This is a genomic window from Acidobacteriota bacterium (genome assembly GCA_039683095.1).
GTDB lineage: Bacteria > Acidobacteriota > Aminicenantia > Aminicenantales > Saccharicenantaceae > RBG-16-66-30.
Window position 1 is genome coordinate 1 of the sequence record JBDKSB010000004.1, and the last position, 16197, is coordinate 16197.

General features: G+C 66.5%; 12 protein-coding genes and 1 tRNA gene. 3 read left to right on the forward strand and 10 right to left on the reverse strand.

Annotated features, from left to right (window positions below; all coding sequences use genetic code 11):
- Nucleotides 1–313: 313 nt before the first annotated feature.
- The 9 genes from ABFD52_04370 to ABFD52_04410 all read right to left on the reverse strand — a co-directional run bounded on the left by ABFD52_04370 (nt 314) and on the right by ABFD52_04410 (nt 11251).
- Nucleotides 314–387: transfer RNA gene (locus ABFD52_04370), tRNA-Arg, on the reverse strand.
- 162 nt (nt 388–549) lie between these two features.
- Entirely contained in the window at nt 550–2886 is a 2337-nt protein-coding gene (locus ABFD52_04375; GenBank protein ID MEN6559992.1) for a prolyl oligopeptidase family serine peptidase, read from the reverse strand.
- Between the two features lie 39 nt (nt 2887–2925).
- Nucleotides 2926–4257, reverse strand: coding sequence for an aldo/keto reductase (locus ABFD52_04380; protein ID MEN6559993.1), 1332 nt, complete (start codon nt 4255–4257; stop codon nt 2926–2928).
- Between the two features lie 142 nt (nt 4258–4399).
- Nucleotides 4400–4768: a hypothetical protein gene (locus tag ABFD52_04385; GenBank protein MEN6559994.1), complete on the reverse strand. Its 369-nt coding sequence runs from the start codon at nt 4766–4768 to the stop codon at nt 4400–4402.
- Between the two features lie 102 nt (nt 4769–4870).
- Nucleotides 4871–6073 carry a dipeptidase gene (locus ABFD52_04390; protein MEN6559995.1) on the reverse strand — a complete coding sequence of 401 codons (1203 nt, stop codon included), beginning with the start codon at nt 6071–6073 and terminating at the stop codon, nt 4871–4873.
- Between the two features lie 35 nt (nt 6074–6108).
- Nucleotides 6109–7647, reverse strand: a complete 1539-nt coding sequence (locus ABFD52_04395; protein MEN6559996.1) for a hypothetical protein — start codon at nt 7645–7647, stop codon at nt 6109–6111.
- Nucleotides 7648–7710: 63 nt separating this feature from the next.
- The gene (locus ABFD52_04400; protein ID MEN6559997.1) at nt 7711–8670 is read right to left on the reverse strand and encodes a substrate-binding domain-containing protein; all 960 of its coding nucleotides are present in this window, start codon (nt 8668–8670) and stop codon (nt 7711–7713) included.
- 26 nt (nt 8671–8696) lie between these two features.
- The gene (locus ABFD52_04405; GenBank protein ID MEN6559998.1) at nt 8697–9704 is read right to left on the reverse strand and encodes an ABC transporter permease; all 1008 of its coding nucleotides are present in this window, start codon (nt 9702–9704) and stop codon (nt 8697–8699) included.
- Complete coding sequence (locus tag ABFD52_04410) at nt 9701–11251, reverse strand: sugar ABC transporter ATP-binding protein (GenBank protein ID MEN6559999.1); 1551 nt, start codon at nt 11249–11251, stop codon at nt 9701–9703. Before ABFD52_04410 ends, ABFD52_04405 begins: the two co-directional genes overlap by 4 nt.
- A gap of 134 nt (nt 11252–11385) precedes the next feature.
- On the opposite strand from ABFD52_04410, the gene ABFD52_04415 reads away from it, so the two are divergent.
- Genes ABFD52_04415 through ABFD52_04425 form a run of 3 tightly spaced genes read left to right on the forward strand, consistent with a single transcriptional unit; the run spans nt 11386 to nt 14379 of the window.
- Nucleotides 11386–12381, forward strand: a complete 996-nt coding sequence (locus ABFD52_04415) for a LacI family DNA-binding transcriptional regulator (protein ID MEN6560000.1) — start codon at nt 11386–11388, stop codon at nt 12379–12381.
- 11 nt (nt 12382–12392) lie between these two features.
- Nucleotides 12393–12989, forward strand: coding sequence for a hypothetical protein (locus ABFD52_04420; GenBank protein ID MEN6560001.1), 597 nt, complete (start codon nt 12393–12395; stop codon nt 12987–12989).
- Nucleotides 12990–13002: 13 nt separating this feature from the next.
- The gene (locus ABFD52_04425) at nt 13003–14379 is read left to right on the forward strand and encodes a hypothetical protein (protein MEN6560002.1); all 1377 of its coding nucleotides are present in this window, start codon (nt 13003–13005) and stop codon (nt 14377–14379) included.
- On the opposite strand, the gene ABFD52_04430 is transcribed toward ABFD52_04425, so the two are convergent.
- Entirely contained in the window at nt 14376–16061 is a 1686-nt protein-coding gene (locus tag ABFD52_04430) for a glycoside hydrolase family 172 protein (GenBank protein MEN6560003.1), read from the reverse strand. The genes ABFD52_04425 and ABFD52_04430 overlap by 4 nt on opposite strands.
- Nucleotides 16062–16197 lie beyond the last annotated feature (136 nt).

Sequence of the window (16197 nt, forward strand, 5' to 3'; positions counted from 1 at the left end):
CTCGTCAGGAGCGTCGAGCGGTTAAAGGAGTCGACCGACGAAAGCTCGCACGAAGCCAACCGCCTTTCCGCGAGGATAAAGAACCTTACCTGGGCCCTCGTCGTGATCGGGTTTGTTTCGGTCGCGCTGGCCCTCTATGCTCTTTTCTGCTAAGGGGGGGTGTCGGCTTTTTTTGTCGGCTTTCGTGACGGGTCTGGCCCTAAAAAGGACTTACTTCCCCTGAATCCCGCTTACTTGGTTTCCGTGCCTTCCTGTGCGTGGAAGTCGTTGACCTGTGAGAGTTTTCTCGGGGGAACAGGGAGAATAAGAAGAGCGCGCCCGGCCAGATTCGAACTGGCGACCTGCGGATTCGAAGTCCGACGCTCTATCCAGCTGAGCTACAGGCGCGCAGCAGCCTCATTCTAACACAATCTCTCGTCGGGGACGGACGGCGAAGGCCGGGGCCAAAGGCCCCTCCCCTTCTCGTGGCCCGCAAGACGGGCGCGAAGGATCCCCAGCCCAATGCGAAACGACCGCGCGGTCCCGCTCCGCACCGGCGGTCCGGTCCGTCTAGCGCGTCGTCGCGGCGGCCTCCCCGCTCTTCGCCGCCGCCGGCATGGCGTTCCAATCGGGAGGGTTCTGGCCGAGAAGGTTCCGGACGAAGAAATCGTACATCTTCCGCTCGCCGTAAGGCCCGCCCAGGCCATGCCCCGCGCCGGGGACGACCAGGAGATCGAACGTCTTGCCGGCCTTGATCAGCGCGTTGACCACCTGCATGGTCGAGGCCGGGTCGACGTTGGTGTCCATCTCGCCGACGACGAGCAGGAGCCGGCCCCGGAGCCGGTAGGCGTTGTCGACGTTCGACGACGCGGCGTACTCCGGCCCGATCGGCCAGCCCATCCACTGCTCGTTCCACCAGATCTTGTCCATGCGGTTGTCGTGGCAGCCGCAGCCCGCCACGCCGGCCTTGTAGAACTCGGGGTGGAACAGGAGCCCGCCCAGCGCGTTCTGGCCGCCCGCGGAAACGCCGTAGATGCCGACCCGGCGGATATCGTAGGACGGGTACCTGGCGGCCGCGGCCTTGTGCCAGAGGATCCGGTCCGGGAAGCCGGCGTCGGCCAGGTTCTTCCAGCAGACGTCGTGGAAGGCCTTGGAGCGGTTGCTCGTCCCCATGCCGTCGCACTGGCTGACGATGAAGCCGAGCTCGGCCAGCGCCCGCATCGAGCTGTAGGCCTGGAAGGACTTGGGCACGAATGAATCGTGCGGCCCGGCGTAGATGTACTCGACGACCGGGTACTTTTTCTTCGGGTCGAAGTGCGGCGGCCGGACGATGATGCCCCAGATGTCGGTCTGGCCGTCCCGGCCCTTGGCCGTGAAGACCTCGGGGGCCTGCCATCCGGCCTCGAGGAGGCCGCCGATGTCGCCCTTCTCGACCGTCGTCACGACGGAGCCGTCCGCGGCGCTCCGGATCTCCGTCGTCGGCGCCAGGTCGACCCGGGACGACGTGTCGACGAACCAGGCCATATCCGGCGAGTAGTCGATGGCGTGGTTGACCCCGCCCGTCGTTAGCCGGACGAGCCCCGTGCCGTCGAGGTTGATGCGGTAGGCGTCGACGAGGTAGGGGTCCTGGCCGGGGATGACGCCGCTGGCCCGAAAATAGACCTGGCGCTTGTCCTCGTCGACCTTGTCCGCCGAACGGACGGCCCACTCCCCTTTCGTGATCTGGTTCTTGACCGCGCCCGTCGCGCCGTCGTAGAGGTAGAGGTGGTTCCAGCCGTCGCGCTCCGACATCCAGACGACCTCCCGGCCGTCGGCGATGTCGCAGCGGTACTTCTTGCCGCCCCATTCGCTGTAGGTGAAGAACGTCCTGGCCTGCTCGTCGACGACGGCCCGGGCCGCGCCGGTCGCGCCGTCGACCTCGACGACCCGGAAGACCTGGTGGCCGCGCTGGTTGTACTCGAAGGTGAAGGCCCGGCTGTCCTTGCGCCAGGCGAGGTCGGAAAGCTCGTAGGGATTGGCGAACAGCGCGTCGTCGATCCCGATCACGGCCTTGGCGTCGACCAGGAAGAGGACCGGCCGTTCGACGTCCAGGGCGTCGCCGGGCTTGGCGTATTCCATCGAGTAATACTTGGGCTGAAGCTGGTCGGCCGGCGAGGATTCGACGTACTGGATGACCCGATGATAGCCGCGGAGCAGCCGCTTGGCCGCAAACCGCTTCGAATCGGGCGCCCAGGAGATCGAGGCGAAGGTGTAGTAGTTCCCTTCCGAACCGTCCCGGCTGAGGAAGATCTCCTCCTTCTTGCCTTTCTCCCGCAGGGCGACGTTGTAGTTGCGGATAAGGGCCTCCCACTTGCCGTCGGGCGAGGCCTTGGCCTCGGGCGAGGCGGCCTGCGGCGCGGGTCCGCGCTCCCATATGGTCATGTCGTAGCCGCGCGGCCCAGCCCCGGCCCCGGGTCCGCCTTCCGCTTCGAGCTTCTTTATGGCGTAGGAGGCCAGATCGCAGGACCAGCGGGCCCCGTAGGCGGCGAACTCGAGGGTCTTGCCGTCGTCGCTGAACTTGAGGTCGAAGAGCGGCAGGGCCAGGGCCGCGGCCTTCTCGCCCGAGACGGCGGAGAGCGCGGCGGCCAGCCTGGCGTGGTCGAAGGCGACGGCCTTGGTCCGGCTCGATGCGTCGACGATCCAGAACTCGTTGCCGCCGGCGACGGACTTCCGGTACCAGTAGCGGGGAGTCTTGCCGATCCACCCTCCCCGGTCGACGATGTTCAGGGCCAGGGAGGTGTATCGTGCCCGCAGCCCCGTCGCCCGGTCGTAATCGGCCTTGGTGACCTGGGCCGAGACCACGGCCGGAAGGACGAAAGCGGCGATCAGGATCGCCAGCATAAGTGACCTGGCATGACGGTCGTTCATGGGCGCCTCCTGGAATCAGTAGATCCGCGGAAATATCCTCTATCCCTCAGCCAGCGTCAGCTGGCTGTGGGCAAGGCACAGGAGCGTCCGGACAGAGACCCCGTAAGGGCAGGCCTGCTCGCAGAACCCCTGGCACGTCCGGCAAGCGTCGGCCCGGGCCGTCTCCAGGGCGGCATACTCGCCCATGGCGTACTTCTCGCTGCCCTGGGCCTCAAAATAATGGTTGAAGCGCATGATCGTGTTGACCGGGACTCCGCTCGGACAGTCGGCCTCGCAAAGCCCACAGGCATGCCGACAGTAAAGCGAGCCGAAATCGCGTTCGTAGGCGGAGAGCAAGCCCTGCTCACTCCGGCTCAGTCGAGAGCCCGAGAGCGCCAGGAGGTTCTGCACGTCGTCGAAGGTGTTGAAAGCCAGGTTGAGGGTGTTGACGCGCGGGTCGGCCAGGACGAACTTGAGGGCGGCCGCCTTGATCTCGGCCGGCGTCTTCAGCCCGTGCTTCCGGATGAAGGGCTCGGCCTGCCTGGCCTGCTCCTCCATCTGGGCCATCGCCTCCCGCATGCGCTCGTCGATCGGCTGGCCGTCCTTTTTCATCTGGTCCATGCGGCCCTTCATGTCGTAATAGCGCCCCAGGGGATTCGATTTCATGATGGTCGTGCCGATGTGCCTGTTCTCGGCGGCCGCGAGGATCTTCTCCCCCGCTTCGAGCTGGAGGAAATTATAGACGAAGAGCAGGACGTCGAAGCGGCCGTCGTCGATCGCCGCCAGCATGATGTTCTCCATCGGATCGCCCTGGCCGGGCGTCCGCGGCCCGTGACTGGCCACGCCGGCGAAAATGACCTTGCCCGTTTTCTTGAAATCGGTCATCGCCTGGTGGTAGAGCTCGTTCTTGACCCCGGCCGCGGTCGAAGGCCCGAGCATGAGGCAATCGACATAGCCGGTCTGAAGGCGATCGAGCGATTGGTCCAGCTTGGCCGCGACGGAAGCCACGTCGGTCAGGCCGTCGAACCGGATCTTGGTCGTGATGAATAGGGACTTGCGGTCCCGGCCCTTGATGGCTTCGCCGATGCTCCGCTCAGCCTGGCCGCGGCCGTAGCCGTCCCCCGTGTCGAAGTAGTTGACCCCGGCGTCAAGCGCGGCCTTGAGGACCTCGACCGGGAAGGTCTGGGAGGTCCCGATGCCGATGTCGGATACCCTGAAGCCCGTCCGGCCAAGCGTCCGATAGCTTTTGATCCTGGCGGCGGGCGGCGTTGTTCCGGGCGCCTGCGCCACCGCCTCGGCCGGCCCGGCCGACAGGGCGGCGCCGACGCCGGCCAGTCCCGCGGCCGAGGCCCTGAGGAAATGCCTGCGATCCATGCCCTTGCGTCTTCTCATGGTCTGCCTCCTGACTGATCGGTCCGATCATACCACCGGCGCCGGCCGGTGGGCAAAAAAAAGGGGGCACGGGCCTGCGGCCCATGTCCCCTTCCTCGACTTTCCTCCTGCCGCGGGGCAGGCGTCGCCCATGGGATCGACGTTATTTCTTCTTCGCCGTCCACTCGATCTCGCGGTCCATCATCTTGAAGGTGCCCTTCATCGTGGCACCTTCGACCGTGCCCTTGTATTCCATCTTCATCTCGCCCCGGGGGGTCTGGCGGACGATCGTCCACTGGATGGCGTTGCCCTCGATCGTGCCTTCGCCGACCATGGGCTCGCCTTCGGGCCGGAAGGAGGGCATCGTGACCTTGATCTTGTTGCCTTCCTGGACGATGGTGACGTCCTGGGTCATCATCTGGCCGTCACGGCCGGGCCGGCTGAATTCCCAGGTCCCGGCGACGTCGGCCGCCCAGGCGGCCAGGGTGAGGATGGCCGCGATGGCCAGCACTGCGAGTGAGGCTTTCTTCATGATCGAGACTCCTTTCTCCTCGGATTGCCTACACGGGATTAGACTGGCGGAGCGTCGATTTCTTCCCTCCGCCGGGACGGCCCTCTCGGCGCGACGCCGGGGTCAGCCCGTAACGCGCTTCCAGATCCGGAGGAAGTTCCCGCCCATTATCTTGCGGACATCCTCGTCGGAATATCCGCGCCGCTTCAGCCCGGCGGTGATATTCGGATAATCCTGGGCCCCTCGTATGCCCACCAGCGTTGGCGTCCGCGGGTACATATCGGCGCCGAGACCGACATGGTCCACCCCGGCGATCTTGACGGCGTGATCGATGTGGTCGAGGAGCACCTCGATCGAGGGCAGGCCCTCGAGAGGCCAGTCCCGGCCGGCGTCGAAGTGTTCGACGGCCACGCGCAGGTCGGGATCCTGGATGACCGGGACCTTCATCAGGGTCGGCCGGGCGATGGCCTTCAGCTCGTCCCGGGCCTTGCCGTAGGCGGTCGAGATGAATCCCGGCTCGAAGATGATGCCGATGACGCCGCCGTTCGCGGCCAGGGCCCGCAGCATCTCGTCCGTGACGTTCCGGCGGTGGGGACTGATGGCCCAGCAACCCGAATGGGAGAGGATGACCGGATCGCGGGTCACCTCGAGAGCATCGTAGAACGTCTCGTTCGAGGCATGCGACAGGTCGATGACCATGCCGAGGCGGTTCATCTCGGCGACCACGGACCGGCCGAGATCGTTCAGGCCGCCCCAGCGGGGCTTGCCCGCGCTCGAATCGGCCCAGCCGTGGCTGAGGTTGTGGGTCAGGGTCATCGACGAAACGCCCATCTCGTGGAACCGGCGCAGGAGGGCCAGATCGTCCTGGATGGCATGACCGCCCTCGATAGCCAACGGCATGGCGATCTTGCCGGCGGCGGTGATGCGCTCGATGTCGCTCCCCGTCCGGGCCAGCTCGACATCGGCCGCGTTGTCGGCGATCGCCTTGAGCATGGCCTCGAGCAGGGCGAAGCACTGGCGGGCGGCCTTGTCCGGATAGAGGTAGTTCTGGATGAAGAGAGCGACCACCTGGACGTCCACGCCGCCCTCGCGCAAGCGCGGGATGTCGACCTGGCCGGCGGGAAGGCGGGCGCCGATGTTCAATCCCTCGTAGAGAACGCGGTAGGAAAGATCGTTGTGGCAGTCCCAGACCAGGGCGCTCTGATGGAGCCGGGCCGTCCGTTTATCCCGGTCGGCCCGGCCGGCGGCGCCGGCGGGCCGCGTTGTTCCCGAGGCCGCGACCAGGACCAGGAGGGATGCCGCGAGGATCTTCGACCTCATCGTCATGTCGTCCGCCTTTCCCGGGCCGGGCCCGGCGCGATCTATCGGGCAGGCCCGAGCCTGCGTCCGGCCGCGAGGTCGGCCGGCGTGAGTTCATCGTAGCATTCGAAGGGGACTCCGAGCATCGCGGCCAGGGCCTTGAGCTTGCCGAGATGGTCGCCCAGCACCGTCATCGGATGGTTGCTGTTGAGGCGCCACTCGATCCGGCCGCAGAGCCGGATGTACCAGTGCGGCCATTGGGGGTCGCAGCGCTCGGACCGCTCCCTGGCCGCGTCCTCGCCGGGGACGTCGGTGATCCCGCGGCCGGCCGCGAGATAGAGCCGGTGATCGCGGTAGGAAAACCGGGCCCAGGTGACCGTGCCGGGGACGCGGACGACGACGGAGCTCGTCCCCCCTCCCTGCTGGAAGTACATGTAGCTCTGGCGCTCCGACCACGACCCCTCGAGGGAGTCGTGGCGGCCCTGGGCGAAGAACGGGGCCAGGGCGCCCGAGTTGACGAACCAGTACAGGCCCCGGTCCGCGTCCCAATAGCGGAAATCGTTGAAGCCGACCGGCTCTCCGCCGGCCAGGAGCTTGAGCGCCTGCATCGTGACGGCCGCCCCGTCGTCGGCCTCGGTGGCGGCCACGACCGTCTCGCCATCGGTCTCCGGCCGCATCCTGTTATTAAGCAGCCCAAGGGCCAGATCGGTCGCCGGGCAATGCTCGACCCAGTCGAGCTGGTCCTGGACGCCCAGGAACCCGAGGCCGAACCGGGCCTTGAGCTCAAGCAGGGCGAAATAGACCTTCATCTGGAACAGGACCATATCTTTCGTCAAGGACGCCTTTGGGTCAGCGCCGAACCGAATGCGCATGCCCTTGTCGACCAGGAACCGGAGAGCCTTTTCTGCCCTCTCTTCGGAGACGGCCTCGGCCATCTTCAGGAGCCGGAGGCCGTCGAATCCCTCCCGGGCCGCGCCGAACGTGCTCAGGAAATCGGCTTCCGAGATCTTGTTCCACATCTGCATGGACCGGGGGCCGACGGCTCCATAAATGGACCCGCGAAGCGCGGCAGCGGCAGCCCGGGCCGCCTGCTCGTCCCCGTCCGTCACCGGCACGTCGATCGCAGGCGGCAGGACCGGCGCATAGGACCCGGTCCCGAGGAAGGTCTCGATCGCCCCGGCGTAGGACTCGTGATCGGCGAAATCCTCGACGAATAGCCGCGAGGTCCCGATGCCGACATGGGCCGTGCCCGCCAGCGCCGCCAGCAGGCCGACGGCGCCGGGGAAGTCCCGGATCGCGCTGCCGAGCATCAGCTTGGGGACCTCGGGCGTGAGCAGCCACATGGGGCTGACCGAGAAATCGGGATAGGCCCAGCCGGTCATGAAGTTGATGAAGCGGTCGCCGCGGGCGCGCCGGATGACAGCCAGGCCTTCGGCGACGCTCGAGATGAACGCGTCGGGATTGAGCACGTTCGGCCGGCCGCCGCAGCGGCGGATGACCTTGATCAGTTCGTCCAGCTGGCGCACGGCCACGGGCCGGACCGCGGCGTTTGGGCCCGGACGGCTGTCCAGAGGCATATAGATGTCAACGGTGGGATTCATGTTCGTCCTTGTATCCTTTGTCGAGATGTCGAACGGGGATTCCTCGCCGCGGGACGGCCCCGCTCAGTTTCCCTTCAGCCATTCCCCGCCGGCGGCGATGTTCTCGGGCGTGAACACCCGCGAGGACAGCGTTATCTCCTTGGGGACGGTTTCGCCGGCGAGGATCTTCAGGGCGGTCTCGATGGCTTCGCGTCCGCCCGTCGGGTACTCGAAACTGGCCGCCAGGATCCCCTGCTTGACGTAAACCTGGCCTTCGTGGGCGAGGCCGTCGATCCCGACGAAGAGGATGTCTTTCTCCCGGCCGGCCGCCTGGGCGGCCAGGTAGGCCCCATGGGCCCCCGGGTCGTTGTGGGCATAGACGAGGTCGATCTTCGGGAACCGGGCCAGCGCCGATTCCATCTCGCCGCGCGCGTCGGGCTCGAGCCATTTCATGTCGGCCTCGAAGATGATCTCGAGATCGCTGTTCTTGATCCCCTTGCGGAACCCCGAATGCCTGTCCTGGCCGGGCGTCGAAGTCATCAGGCCCTCGAGTTCGACGATCCGGCCCGATCCGCCAAGACGCTTGACGATCCATTCGCCGGCGGCCTTCCCGATCCGGACGTTGTCGGCGCCGATGAAGCAGGTGTACTCGTCACCCAGGACGCGGCGGTCCAGCACGATCACGGGGATGCCCTTCCGGCAGGCGGCGGCGACCGGGGCCGTGAGCGGGGCGGCCTCTTTGGGAGAAACGATGATCAGATCGACGCCCGCGCTGACATATTCCTCGATCTGGGACGTCTGCCGGAGCGAGTCGTTCTGCGAATCCTTGTAGATCAGCTTGAGCTCGGGACGGGCCGCCGCCGCGTTGCGGATGTCCTGGTTCATCTGGACGCGCCAGGGCTCGCCGAGGTTGCACTGGCTGACGCCGATCGTCCACTTGGCGGCCGCGGCCGGCGACGGGCCCTTGCCCCGGCCGCAAGCCGTGAAGGCCCCGGTCAGGATGAGCAGGCCGAGCGCCGGTCCGAGGATGGTCTTTGCCTTCATGAGAGCTCCTTTGTTCGTCATGATCTTCACGATTTCCGGTGTCGCTGAAAGAGCACCGCGCCGACAATGATCAGGCCCGTCAGCATCAGCCGGGTCGCCTCGCCGACGGCGTTGATGCTCAGGATCTTTTCCAGGTAGCCGATGGTCATCGCGCCGATCAGGGTCAGGCCCATGCCGCCCTTGCCGCCGTTCATGCTGGTGCCGCCGATGACGACGATGGCAATGGCCGTGAGTTCGTAGCCCGATCCCGCCTCGGGATCCCCCTGCTGTTCCTGGATCGCGTGGCAGATGCCGGCCGCCGCGGACAGAAGACCGCACAGCCCGTAGGCCAGCAGCTTGGTCCGGGCCACAGGCACGCCGGATAGCCGGGCCGCCTCCTCGTTGCCGCCGACGGCGTAGAGATGGCGGCCCCAGCGGAGCTTGGACAGGAGGACGTAACAGGCAAGAACGCAGGCCAGGAAAATGAGGGTGACCACCGCGATGTTCTCGGCGAACAGCTTGGAGCCGATCGCCCGGAAGACGGGCGGGACCTCGCGGTACTCGAAACGGCCGTCGGCCAGCTGGACGGCCGTCGAGATCTTCCGTCCGCCCGAGAGCCACTTGGCCAGGCCCCGGGCAAAGACCATCATGGCCAGCGTGGCGATGAACGGTTGGAGCCTGAACCGGGCGATGAGGCCGCCGGACGCCAGGCCGCAGGCCGCCCCGGCCATGAGGCAGACGGGAATGGCCAGCCAGGCGGACCAGCCGAACTGCAGGGAGAAGAGCGAGAACAGGACGGCGGAAAGCCCCAGGACGCTGCCCACGGCCAGGTCGATCCCCGACGTGATGATGACCAGCGTCATGCCGCAGGCCAGGATGCCGAAGACCGAGATGTGGCGAAGCATGTCCCGATGCGTGTGCCAGCGGAAGAACGCGCCGTCCGCGTTGAAGATCGCCCCGATCAGGACGACCAGGGCCAGCGCCGCCAGGGCCCGGACCGAAGGCGAGCGGAGAAGCCGCGACGCCCGGGAATCGCGCGGGGTGCTCAAAGTCATGCGTGGTCCTCCTTGCCCATGGCCGCCTTGATGATGCGCTCCTGCGTCGCCTCGCGGCGGTCGAACTCTCCCATGAACCGGCCCCGGTGCAGGACCAGAATGCGGTCCGACAGGGCCAGCAGCTCCGGAAGCTCCGAGGTGATCAGGAGTATGCCCTTGCCCTCGGATGTCCAGGCGTTGAGAAGCCGGTAGACCTCGTTCTTGGCCCCGACGTCGATGCCGGCCGTCGGCTCGTCGAGCAGGAGCGTTTTCGGGCCGGTCTCGATCCAGCGGGCCAGCAGGACTTTCTGCTGGTTCCCGCCGGACAGGGTCGAGACCTCCTGCTCGGCCGAGGCGACCTTGATGCCCAGGGCGGCGATGTACCTGAGGGCCGAGTCCTCTTCCCGCCTGGTCTCGATCCAGCCTCGCGGCGAGAACCGCCCGAGAGAGGCCAGCGATATGTTCCGGCCCACGCTCATGGTCGGGACGAGCCCCGAGGCCTTCCGGTCGTTGGTCAGCAGCGCCAGGCCCCGGCGGATGGCGTCGCCCGGCGACCGGGGGACATAGTCCGCCCCGGCCAGCCGGATCCGGCCGCGGATTCTCTTGCCGAAAGCTCCGTAGAGCCCATGGACGAGCTCGCTCGCGCCCGAGCCGCGGAGGCCGGCCAGGCCGAGGATCTCGCCCTCGCGGAGCTCGAAGCTCAGTTGCTCGACGGCCCAGGACCGAGCGCCAGCCGGGTCGGGAACGGAGACGCCCTCGGCCCGCAGCAGGAGGCCTCCCGGCAACGCTTGCCTCGGGGGGAAAAGGCGGTCGATCGCCCGGCCGACCATGAGTTCGACCAGCCGGTCGGGACCGAGATCGGCCGCGGGGAACGTGCCGACGGACCGGCCGTCCCTCAAAACCGTGATCCGCTCCCCGATCCGGTAGATCTCCTCGAGCCGGTGGGAGATGAAGACGATGGCCCGGCCCTGGCTCTTCAGCTCGCCCACGATCTCGAACAGCCGGCCCGCCTCGGCCTTGTTGAGGGCGCTAGTCGGCTCGTCCATGACGATGACCCGGGCGTCATGGACGAGGGCCTTGGCGATCTCGACCATCTGCCGGACGGAGACGGGGAAATCCTCCAGCGGCCGGGACGAATCGAGGTCGAGCCCGAGACGGTCGAGGATCGTCCGGGCCCTGTCCCGTTCCCGGCGGAAGCGGACCCAGCCGCGCCGGACGATCTCGCGGCCGAGGAAGATGTTGTCGCGGATGCTGAGCGAAGGGACCACGGCGATGTCCTGATGGATGGCCGCGATGCCGCAGCCGGCGGCGTCGCAGGGATGCCTGAACCGTACCCGCTCCCCCGCGAGACGGATTTCGCCTTCGTAATCTGCATGCACGCCGGACAGGATCTTGACGAGGGTCGTCTTTCCCGCCCCGTTTTCTCCGGCGAGCACGTGGACTTCGCCGGCCCGAAGGGTCCAATCGACATCCTTAAGAACTGGGACTCCCGCGAAACCTTTGCTGATCCCGGTCATGCAAAGGACCGGGGCGGAAACGCCGGAGCCCGTCTGTTGTTCGCTCGTCATCAAGCTTCTCTTCCCGGCTTCTTGATTAACGACCTTGACAAGAGGCCGGTGAATCGGTTAAGTATGAGTATAGCATAGACGAAATGATTGCGCCAAACGATTGTTCGCCAACGTACAAAAAAGAGGACTAGTCCATGAGCATCAAAAGAATCCAGGAAGCAACGGGCTTTTCCTATTCGACGATATCGCGCGTGCTCAACGGCAAGGCCAAGGAATTCCGCATCTCCGATCCGACCCGGGACGCCATCATGGCCGCAGCGAAAGCGATAAACTATCGGCCGAACCTGCTGGCGCAAAGCCTGCGGATGAGGAAGACCTATACGATCGGGCTCATCGTACCGGATATCCAGAATCCCTTTTTCGGCGAGTTGGCTTGGCGGATGGAACGCAAGCTCCGCGGCCGCGGCTACAGCACCATCCTGTGCAATACCGACGAAGTCTCGGAGAACGAGGAGTTCTATCTTCAGGTCCTCGTCGACCGGCGGGTCGACGGCATCATCATCGCGCCTGTTCATACCCAGGAATGGTCACGCCTGGAGGACATCCGCCGGAGGCGGTCCGTCGTCCTCATCGACCGGACTTTTTTTGAAACGGACATACCCTGGGTCGCGAGTTCCAACGAACAGGCCGCTGACGAGATGGCTTCGGCCCTGCTCCGGCTCGGCTATACGCGCATCGCCTTCCTTGGCGGCGTGCCGGGGACCTACGTGAACACCGTGCGCTTCTGGGGATTCCGAAAGGCCTTCGAGCGGCAGGGGCTCCCCATTGATAACGACCTGGTCTTCAACGAAGGCTACTCCCCGGCAGCCGGGGAAAAGATGATGGCCGACCTCGTCGCCAAGTGCCCGGACATCGGGGCCGTATTCTGCGTCAACAACCTCGTCTTCCTGGGCGCCATGAAGATCGTCCAGACCCACGAGCTCAAGACCGGTCATCGGATCCTGATGTCCGCTTTCGACATCTCGCAGTACTGCGGCATGTTCAAGAGACCCCTCGTTTGCGCCCGCCAGGACCGGGAAAGGCTGGCCGATACGGCGGTATCCCTGCTCATCAAGGGCATCGAAGACCCTCTCGGCACGCACGATCACGTGATGCTCCCGATCGAGATCAGCCTGCACCGGATCCCCTGAAAGATCCCTCGATGGCCACAGGGGCGCGGCGGCTTTCCTTCATGGGCTGCGCCCTCCTGCTGCTTGTCTCCTCCCACGTTCCGGCCGCGCCGCCCGGGGGCGCGGCCCCGGAAGGCAGGCCGACCCCGAAACAGCCCTGGGAACGCTGCCGGGCGGCCTTCAACGCCGCGGCTATGGACCCGGCCCGCATAGCCGGGGTCGTCTACATGGGCATGGAATCGACCTTCGCCGGATATGAAGGCAAGTTCTGGGACGTCATCTCGCCCGTCCACAGCCAGAAAGCTGTGACCTGTCCGGTCCTCTACCTCGGGGCCACCAACGAGGACGGCTACCAGATGTTCAATATCGCCCGCCTCCAGGCCAAGATGAAGCGCCCCTGGACGATCGAACTCATCCCCAACTACCGCCACGCGACGTCCTCGGAGGTCCAGATCCTCGATTGGCAGCTGTGGATCGCTCACTTGTTCGAGGCCCGCCCCCTGACCCGCATCGGCGAGCTCGCCCGGACCGAGACGCCGGAGGGCTCGGAGTTCCGGGCCCGGATCGAGTCGCCGAACAAGATCGTCCTGGCCAAGGTCTGGGCTGCGGTCAAGAACCAGGGACCCTGATCAGGAGGCCGGCATGATGCCGAAAGGACTATGGTGCACTTCGGCCATCGCGCTAATCGTCGGAGCGGGCCCGGCGTCCGCGCCCGTCATTCCCCTCCCCGCCGAGACCTCCCCCCGGCAGATCTGGGAGCGCATTCGCCCGACCCTGCCGCCGCTCGAGGCGCGGATCGAGAGCGACACCGTGGTGACCTCGGATACCGACCCTCGCCTGATGTTGCGCCGCCTCGAGGTCAAGTTCTATTCCCAGGAGATCGACGGCAAGAAGTGGGGCCACCCGTGCGTCGTCTTCCTGCCGGCAGGCAAGAAAGCGCAGTCGGACGCGCGGCGGGGCGAGGTCGTCATCGTCGGTCAGAGGAGCTGGGACGACCTGGCCACCGGGCCGTGGCGGAACGCGTTCCTCGGCAACTACGGCGAGCCCATCGCGGCGCGGACGGGGCGTCCGACGATGATCTGCCCAGTGCCCGGCGAGTACGACGGCTCGGGCGGGCAGGAGATCTCGATCGGCTTCCTGGGCGACCGTCGCCGGGCGACCGGCGATCCCGCCGACCACAACTATTTCCGGCTGGCCATCCCCTACCTCCGGGCCCTCGACGTCATGGCCTGGATCCTGAAGGTCCCGCCGGCCGAGATCCGGGCCGTCATCGGCGGACACAGCAAGCGGGCGACGTCCGCATTCACCGCGGCCGCGGCCGACCCGGAGAGGATCGTCGGCGTTGTCTACATGGGCAACGAATCGACGTTCGAGAGCATGGACAAGGACCCGCTGCGGGCCGTCTCCCCGGCGTATTCCCGGGAATACGTCAAGGCCCGGGTCCTCTACATCGGGGGGACGAACGAAGACGGTTATCGCATGTACGCCATCAACCGGATCCAGGACATGATGAAGGGGATGTGGACGATCGAGATGATCCCCAACTACCGGCACGCCTCGATGTCCGAGAAGCACTTCCTCGACTGGCAGATGTGGGTGGCCCACATCTTCGACGGCCGGCCGCTCGCGCGCATCGACAGCCTGAGCTGGCGGCCCGTCGAGGCCGGATTCGTCTGGGGCGGCTATCCGGTCGAGGGCGGCACCCTCTTCCGGGCCCGGGTCTCGTCCACGAACAAGATCATCCAAGTCAAGGTCTGGTACGTTTACAACGACGACGAGCCCTTCTGGCGGGACCTCGTCTGGTATCCCGAGTTCATGGTCCGGACCGACGGCGATTTCTACGAAGGCTATGTCAGCGGCAGGCGCCCCGACGCCTGGCTGGTCGAGATCAAGGACACGGCCCAGGGGTTCCCGTCCTACTTGTCCAGCCTGCCGCAGGACATCACCGGGAAGAAGGCCGAGACGCGCGTATCGCGCGGCTCCAGGTCCCGCCAGTGGGAACCCCTGAAAAAGGATTAGTGGTGTTCTTCGGCCTTCTCCAGGACGATGGCGTCGAGGCCCAAGCGGAAGCCTTTCGATTCGGGGTTCTTGGCCTTGACGATGAACTCGAAACGGTTCGTTCCGGCCGCCAGCGGCACACCGGCAAGGGCGAATTCCCGCGGAGGCAGGATCGGCCGGGTCAGTCCCTCGGTCCTCAGGTAGGCATCGATGGGGTCGCCGGCCGGCCGGCCGTTGACCAGGCATTCAACGATCCCATAGTCCTCGGCCCGCAAGAGATGCAGGCGGACGGTGTAGGTCCCGGCCTCGGCGGCCGGGACGGCCACCGTGAAGGCGCCGTCGCCGCCGGCATCGAAGCCCAGGAAGCGATCCCCGCTCAGGTTCGGCATGAGCAGGACCGGCTCGGGCCGCGGCCCGTAATGGACCAGGGACCTCAGGACGTCCCGGCTCTCGGTGAGCGGTCCGATCTCGGCCTCGGGACGCCGGGTTTCAACAGCCAGGCTGCGGCAGCCCAGGATCCCGAGGTCCTCGGCCTCGAGCGCGCCGGGGATATGCCAGCCGCCCTTGGCCGGGTCCCAAGGCTCGGACGACAAGAGCTTCTCCAGCCGCGGCCAGGGCTCATGCAGCCCGGCCTGGTACCAGAAGGACAGGCTCGAGAAGTAATCCCGGCCGGTGTTCGGCCAGATGCTGAACCAGGGCCAGTGCTCGATCTCGAACTTGAAGGACTCCCGGAACGGGATCGGATCGGCGATGTGGAAGCGGTAGGCGCTCAGCCGGTCCCCGATCTTGCGGCCTTCATAGACGGGAACGCCGTGGTAGAGCGCCGAGAACGGCCGGAACCCCCAGGCGTCACAGAAATAATCCTCGGTGCCCGTGCCGGCGAAGGACAGGCGGCCGTCAACGGAGATCACGTCGTCCCCTTCCCCGAACCAGCCCTGGGTCCTGGCCCGCTGGCCCATGACCACGCCGACGAAATGGCCGCGGCCCTTTATCGCGGCCAGCTCGATCATCTTGCCGCGCGGCGCCGGATCGGTTTCGACGAAGCGGGCGTGGAAGTGGGGCAGGTCGGGATCCGCCTTGCCGCCGCGGCGGTAGTCGATGTAGTAATAGAGCTCGATCGGCTTGGCCCCGGCCGGACCCGGCCCGGCGATGTTGCTGGCCGTGACCCGGGCCGCCCGGTTGAACGGCATGTACCACCAGCAATTCCGGGCCCGGCCGTCACCCGAGACCTGGATCGGGAAGCTGTTGACGACGGCGTCGAGGCCCATGGCCACGCCGAAGAAGTCGCCGATGGGCGCCTCGACGCTGGGATGGCCGCTGCCCTCCCAATAGAAGCGGAGAACGATATCGCGGCCCCCGCCGCCGAACGTCATCCAGATATGGGTGATGGCGCCGGGGCCCTGGAGATCGGCCAGCACGACCTCCGCGCCGCCGGGCGGAAGCGTGATCGTGTCGCGGTTGCCGCCGAGGCGGGCATAGGAGCTCGCCCGGGCCGCGCTGTACGTCTTGGGCCGGGCCAGCAGCGACATCGGGCCGTCCGGCTCGACTGCGGCCGAAGGCAGGAACGCCGGCCCGGGCTCGACATCGAACGCCGGGCCGTCATGGAAGGGCGGCTTGACCCGGCCTTCCTGCGTGAAGGCGAAGAATGCGGCGGTCGCGATCAGAACGACAAGGACTATCCTGGCCCACGGAACGGCTTTCATCGGTCGGATCCTCCTTCCGGCGCGTGGCGCATCGGCCCCTTTTATCAGAAACCGGCCGGCATCCGCAATAGTCCGCAGCGAATTATTCCTTGCCGCCGGCATTCGGCCGGCGGTTCGGCCCATCCCACCCAAGGAG

What these genes read in the sequence shown, in the direction of transcription:
- ABFD52_04375 (MEN6559992.1), bottom strand. Translation starts at nt 2,886, where the DNA reads ATGAACGACCGTCATGCCAGGTCACTTATGCTGGCGATCCTGATCGCC.
- ABFD52_04380 (MEN6559993.1), bottom strand. Translation starts at nt 4,257, where the DNA reads ATGAGAAGACGCAAGGGCATGGATCGCAGGCATTTCCTCAGGGCCTCG.
- ABFD52_04385 (MEN6559994.1), bottom strand. Translation starts at nt 4,768, where the DNA reads ATGAAGAAAGCCTCACTCGCAGTGCTGGCCATCGCGGCCATCCTCACC.
- ABFD52_04390 (MEN6559995.1), bottom strand. Translation starts at nt 6,073, where the DNA reads ATGACGATGAGGTCGAAGATCCTCGCGGCATCCCTCCTGGTCCTGGTC.
- ABFD52_04395 (MEN6559996.1), bottom strand. Translation starts at nt 7,647, where the DNA reads ATGAATCCCACCGTTGACATCTATATGCCTCTGGACAGCCGTCCGGGC.
- ABFD52_04400 (MEN6559997.1), bottom strand. Translation starts at nt 8,670, where the DNA reads ATGAAGGCAAAGACCATCCTCGGACCGGCGCTCGGCCTGCTCATCCTG.
- ABFD52_04405 (MEN6559998.1), bottom strand. Translation starts at nt 9,704, where the DNA reads ATGACTTTGAGCACCCCGCGCGATTCCCGGGCGTCGCGGCTTCTCCGC.
- ABFD52_04410 (MEN6559999.1), bottom strand. Translation starts at nt 11,251, where the DNA reads ATGACGAGCGAACAACAGACGGGCTCCGGCGTTTCCGCCCCGGTCCTT.
- ABFD52_04415 (MEN6560000.1), top strand. Translation starts at nt 11,386, where the DNA reads ATGAGCATCAAAAGAATCCAGGAAGCAACGGGCTTTTCCTATTCGACG.
- ABFD52_04420 (MEN6560001.1), top strand. Translation starts at nt 12,393, where the DNA reads ATGGCCACAGGGGCGCGGCGGCTTTCCTTCATGGGCTGCGCCCTCCTG.
- ABFD52_04425 (MEN6560002.1), top strand. Translation starts at nt 13,003, where the DNA reads ATGATGCCGAAAGGACTATGGTGCACTTCGGCCATCGCGCTAATCGTC.
- ABFD52_04430 (MEN6560003.1), bottom strand. Translation starts at nt 16,061, where the DNA reads ATGAAAGCCGTTCCGTGGGCCAGGATAGTCCTTGTCGTTCTGATCGCG.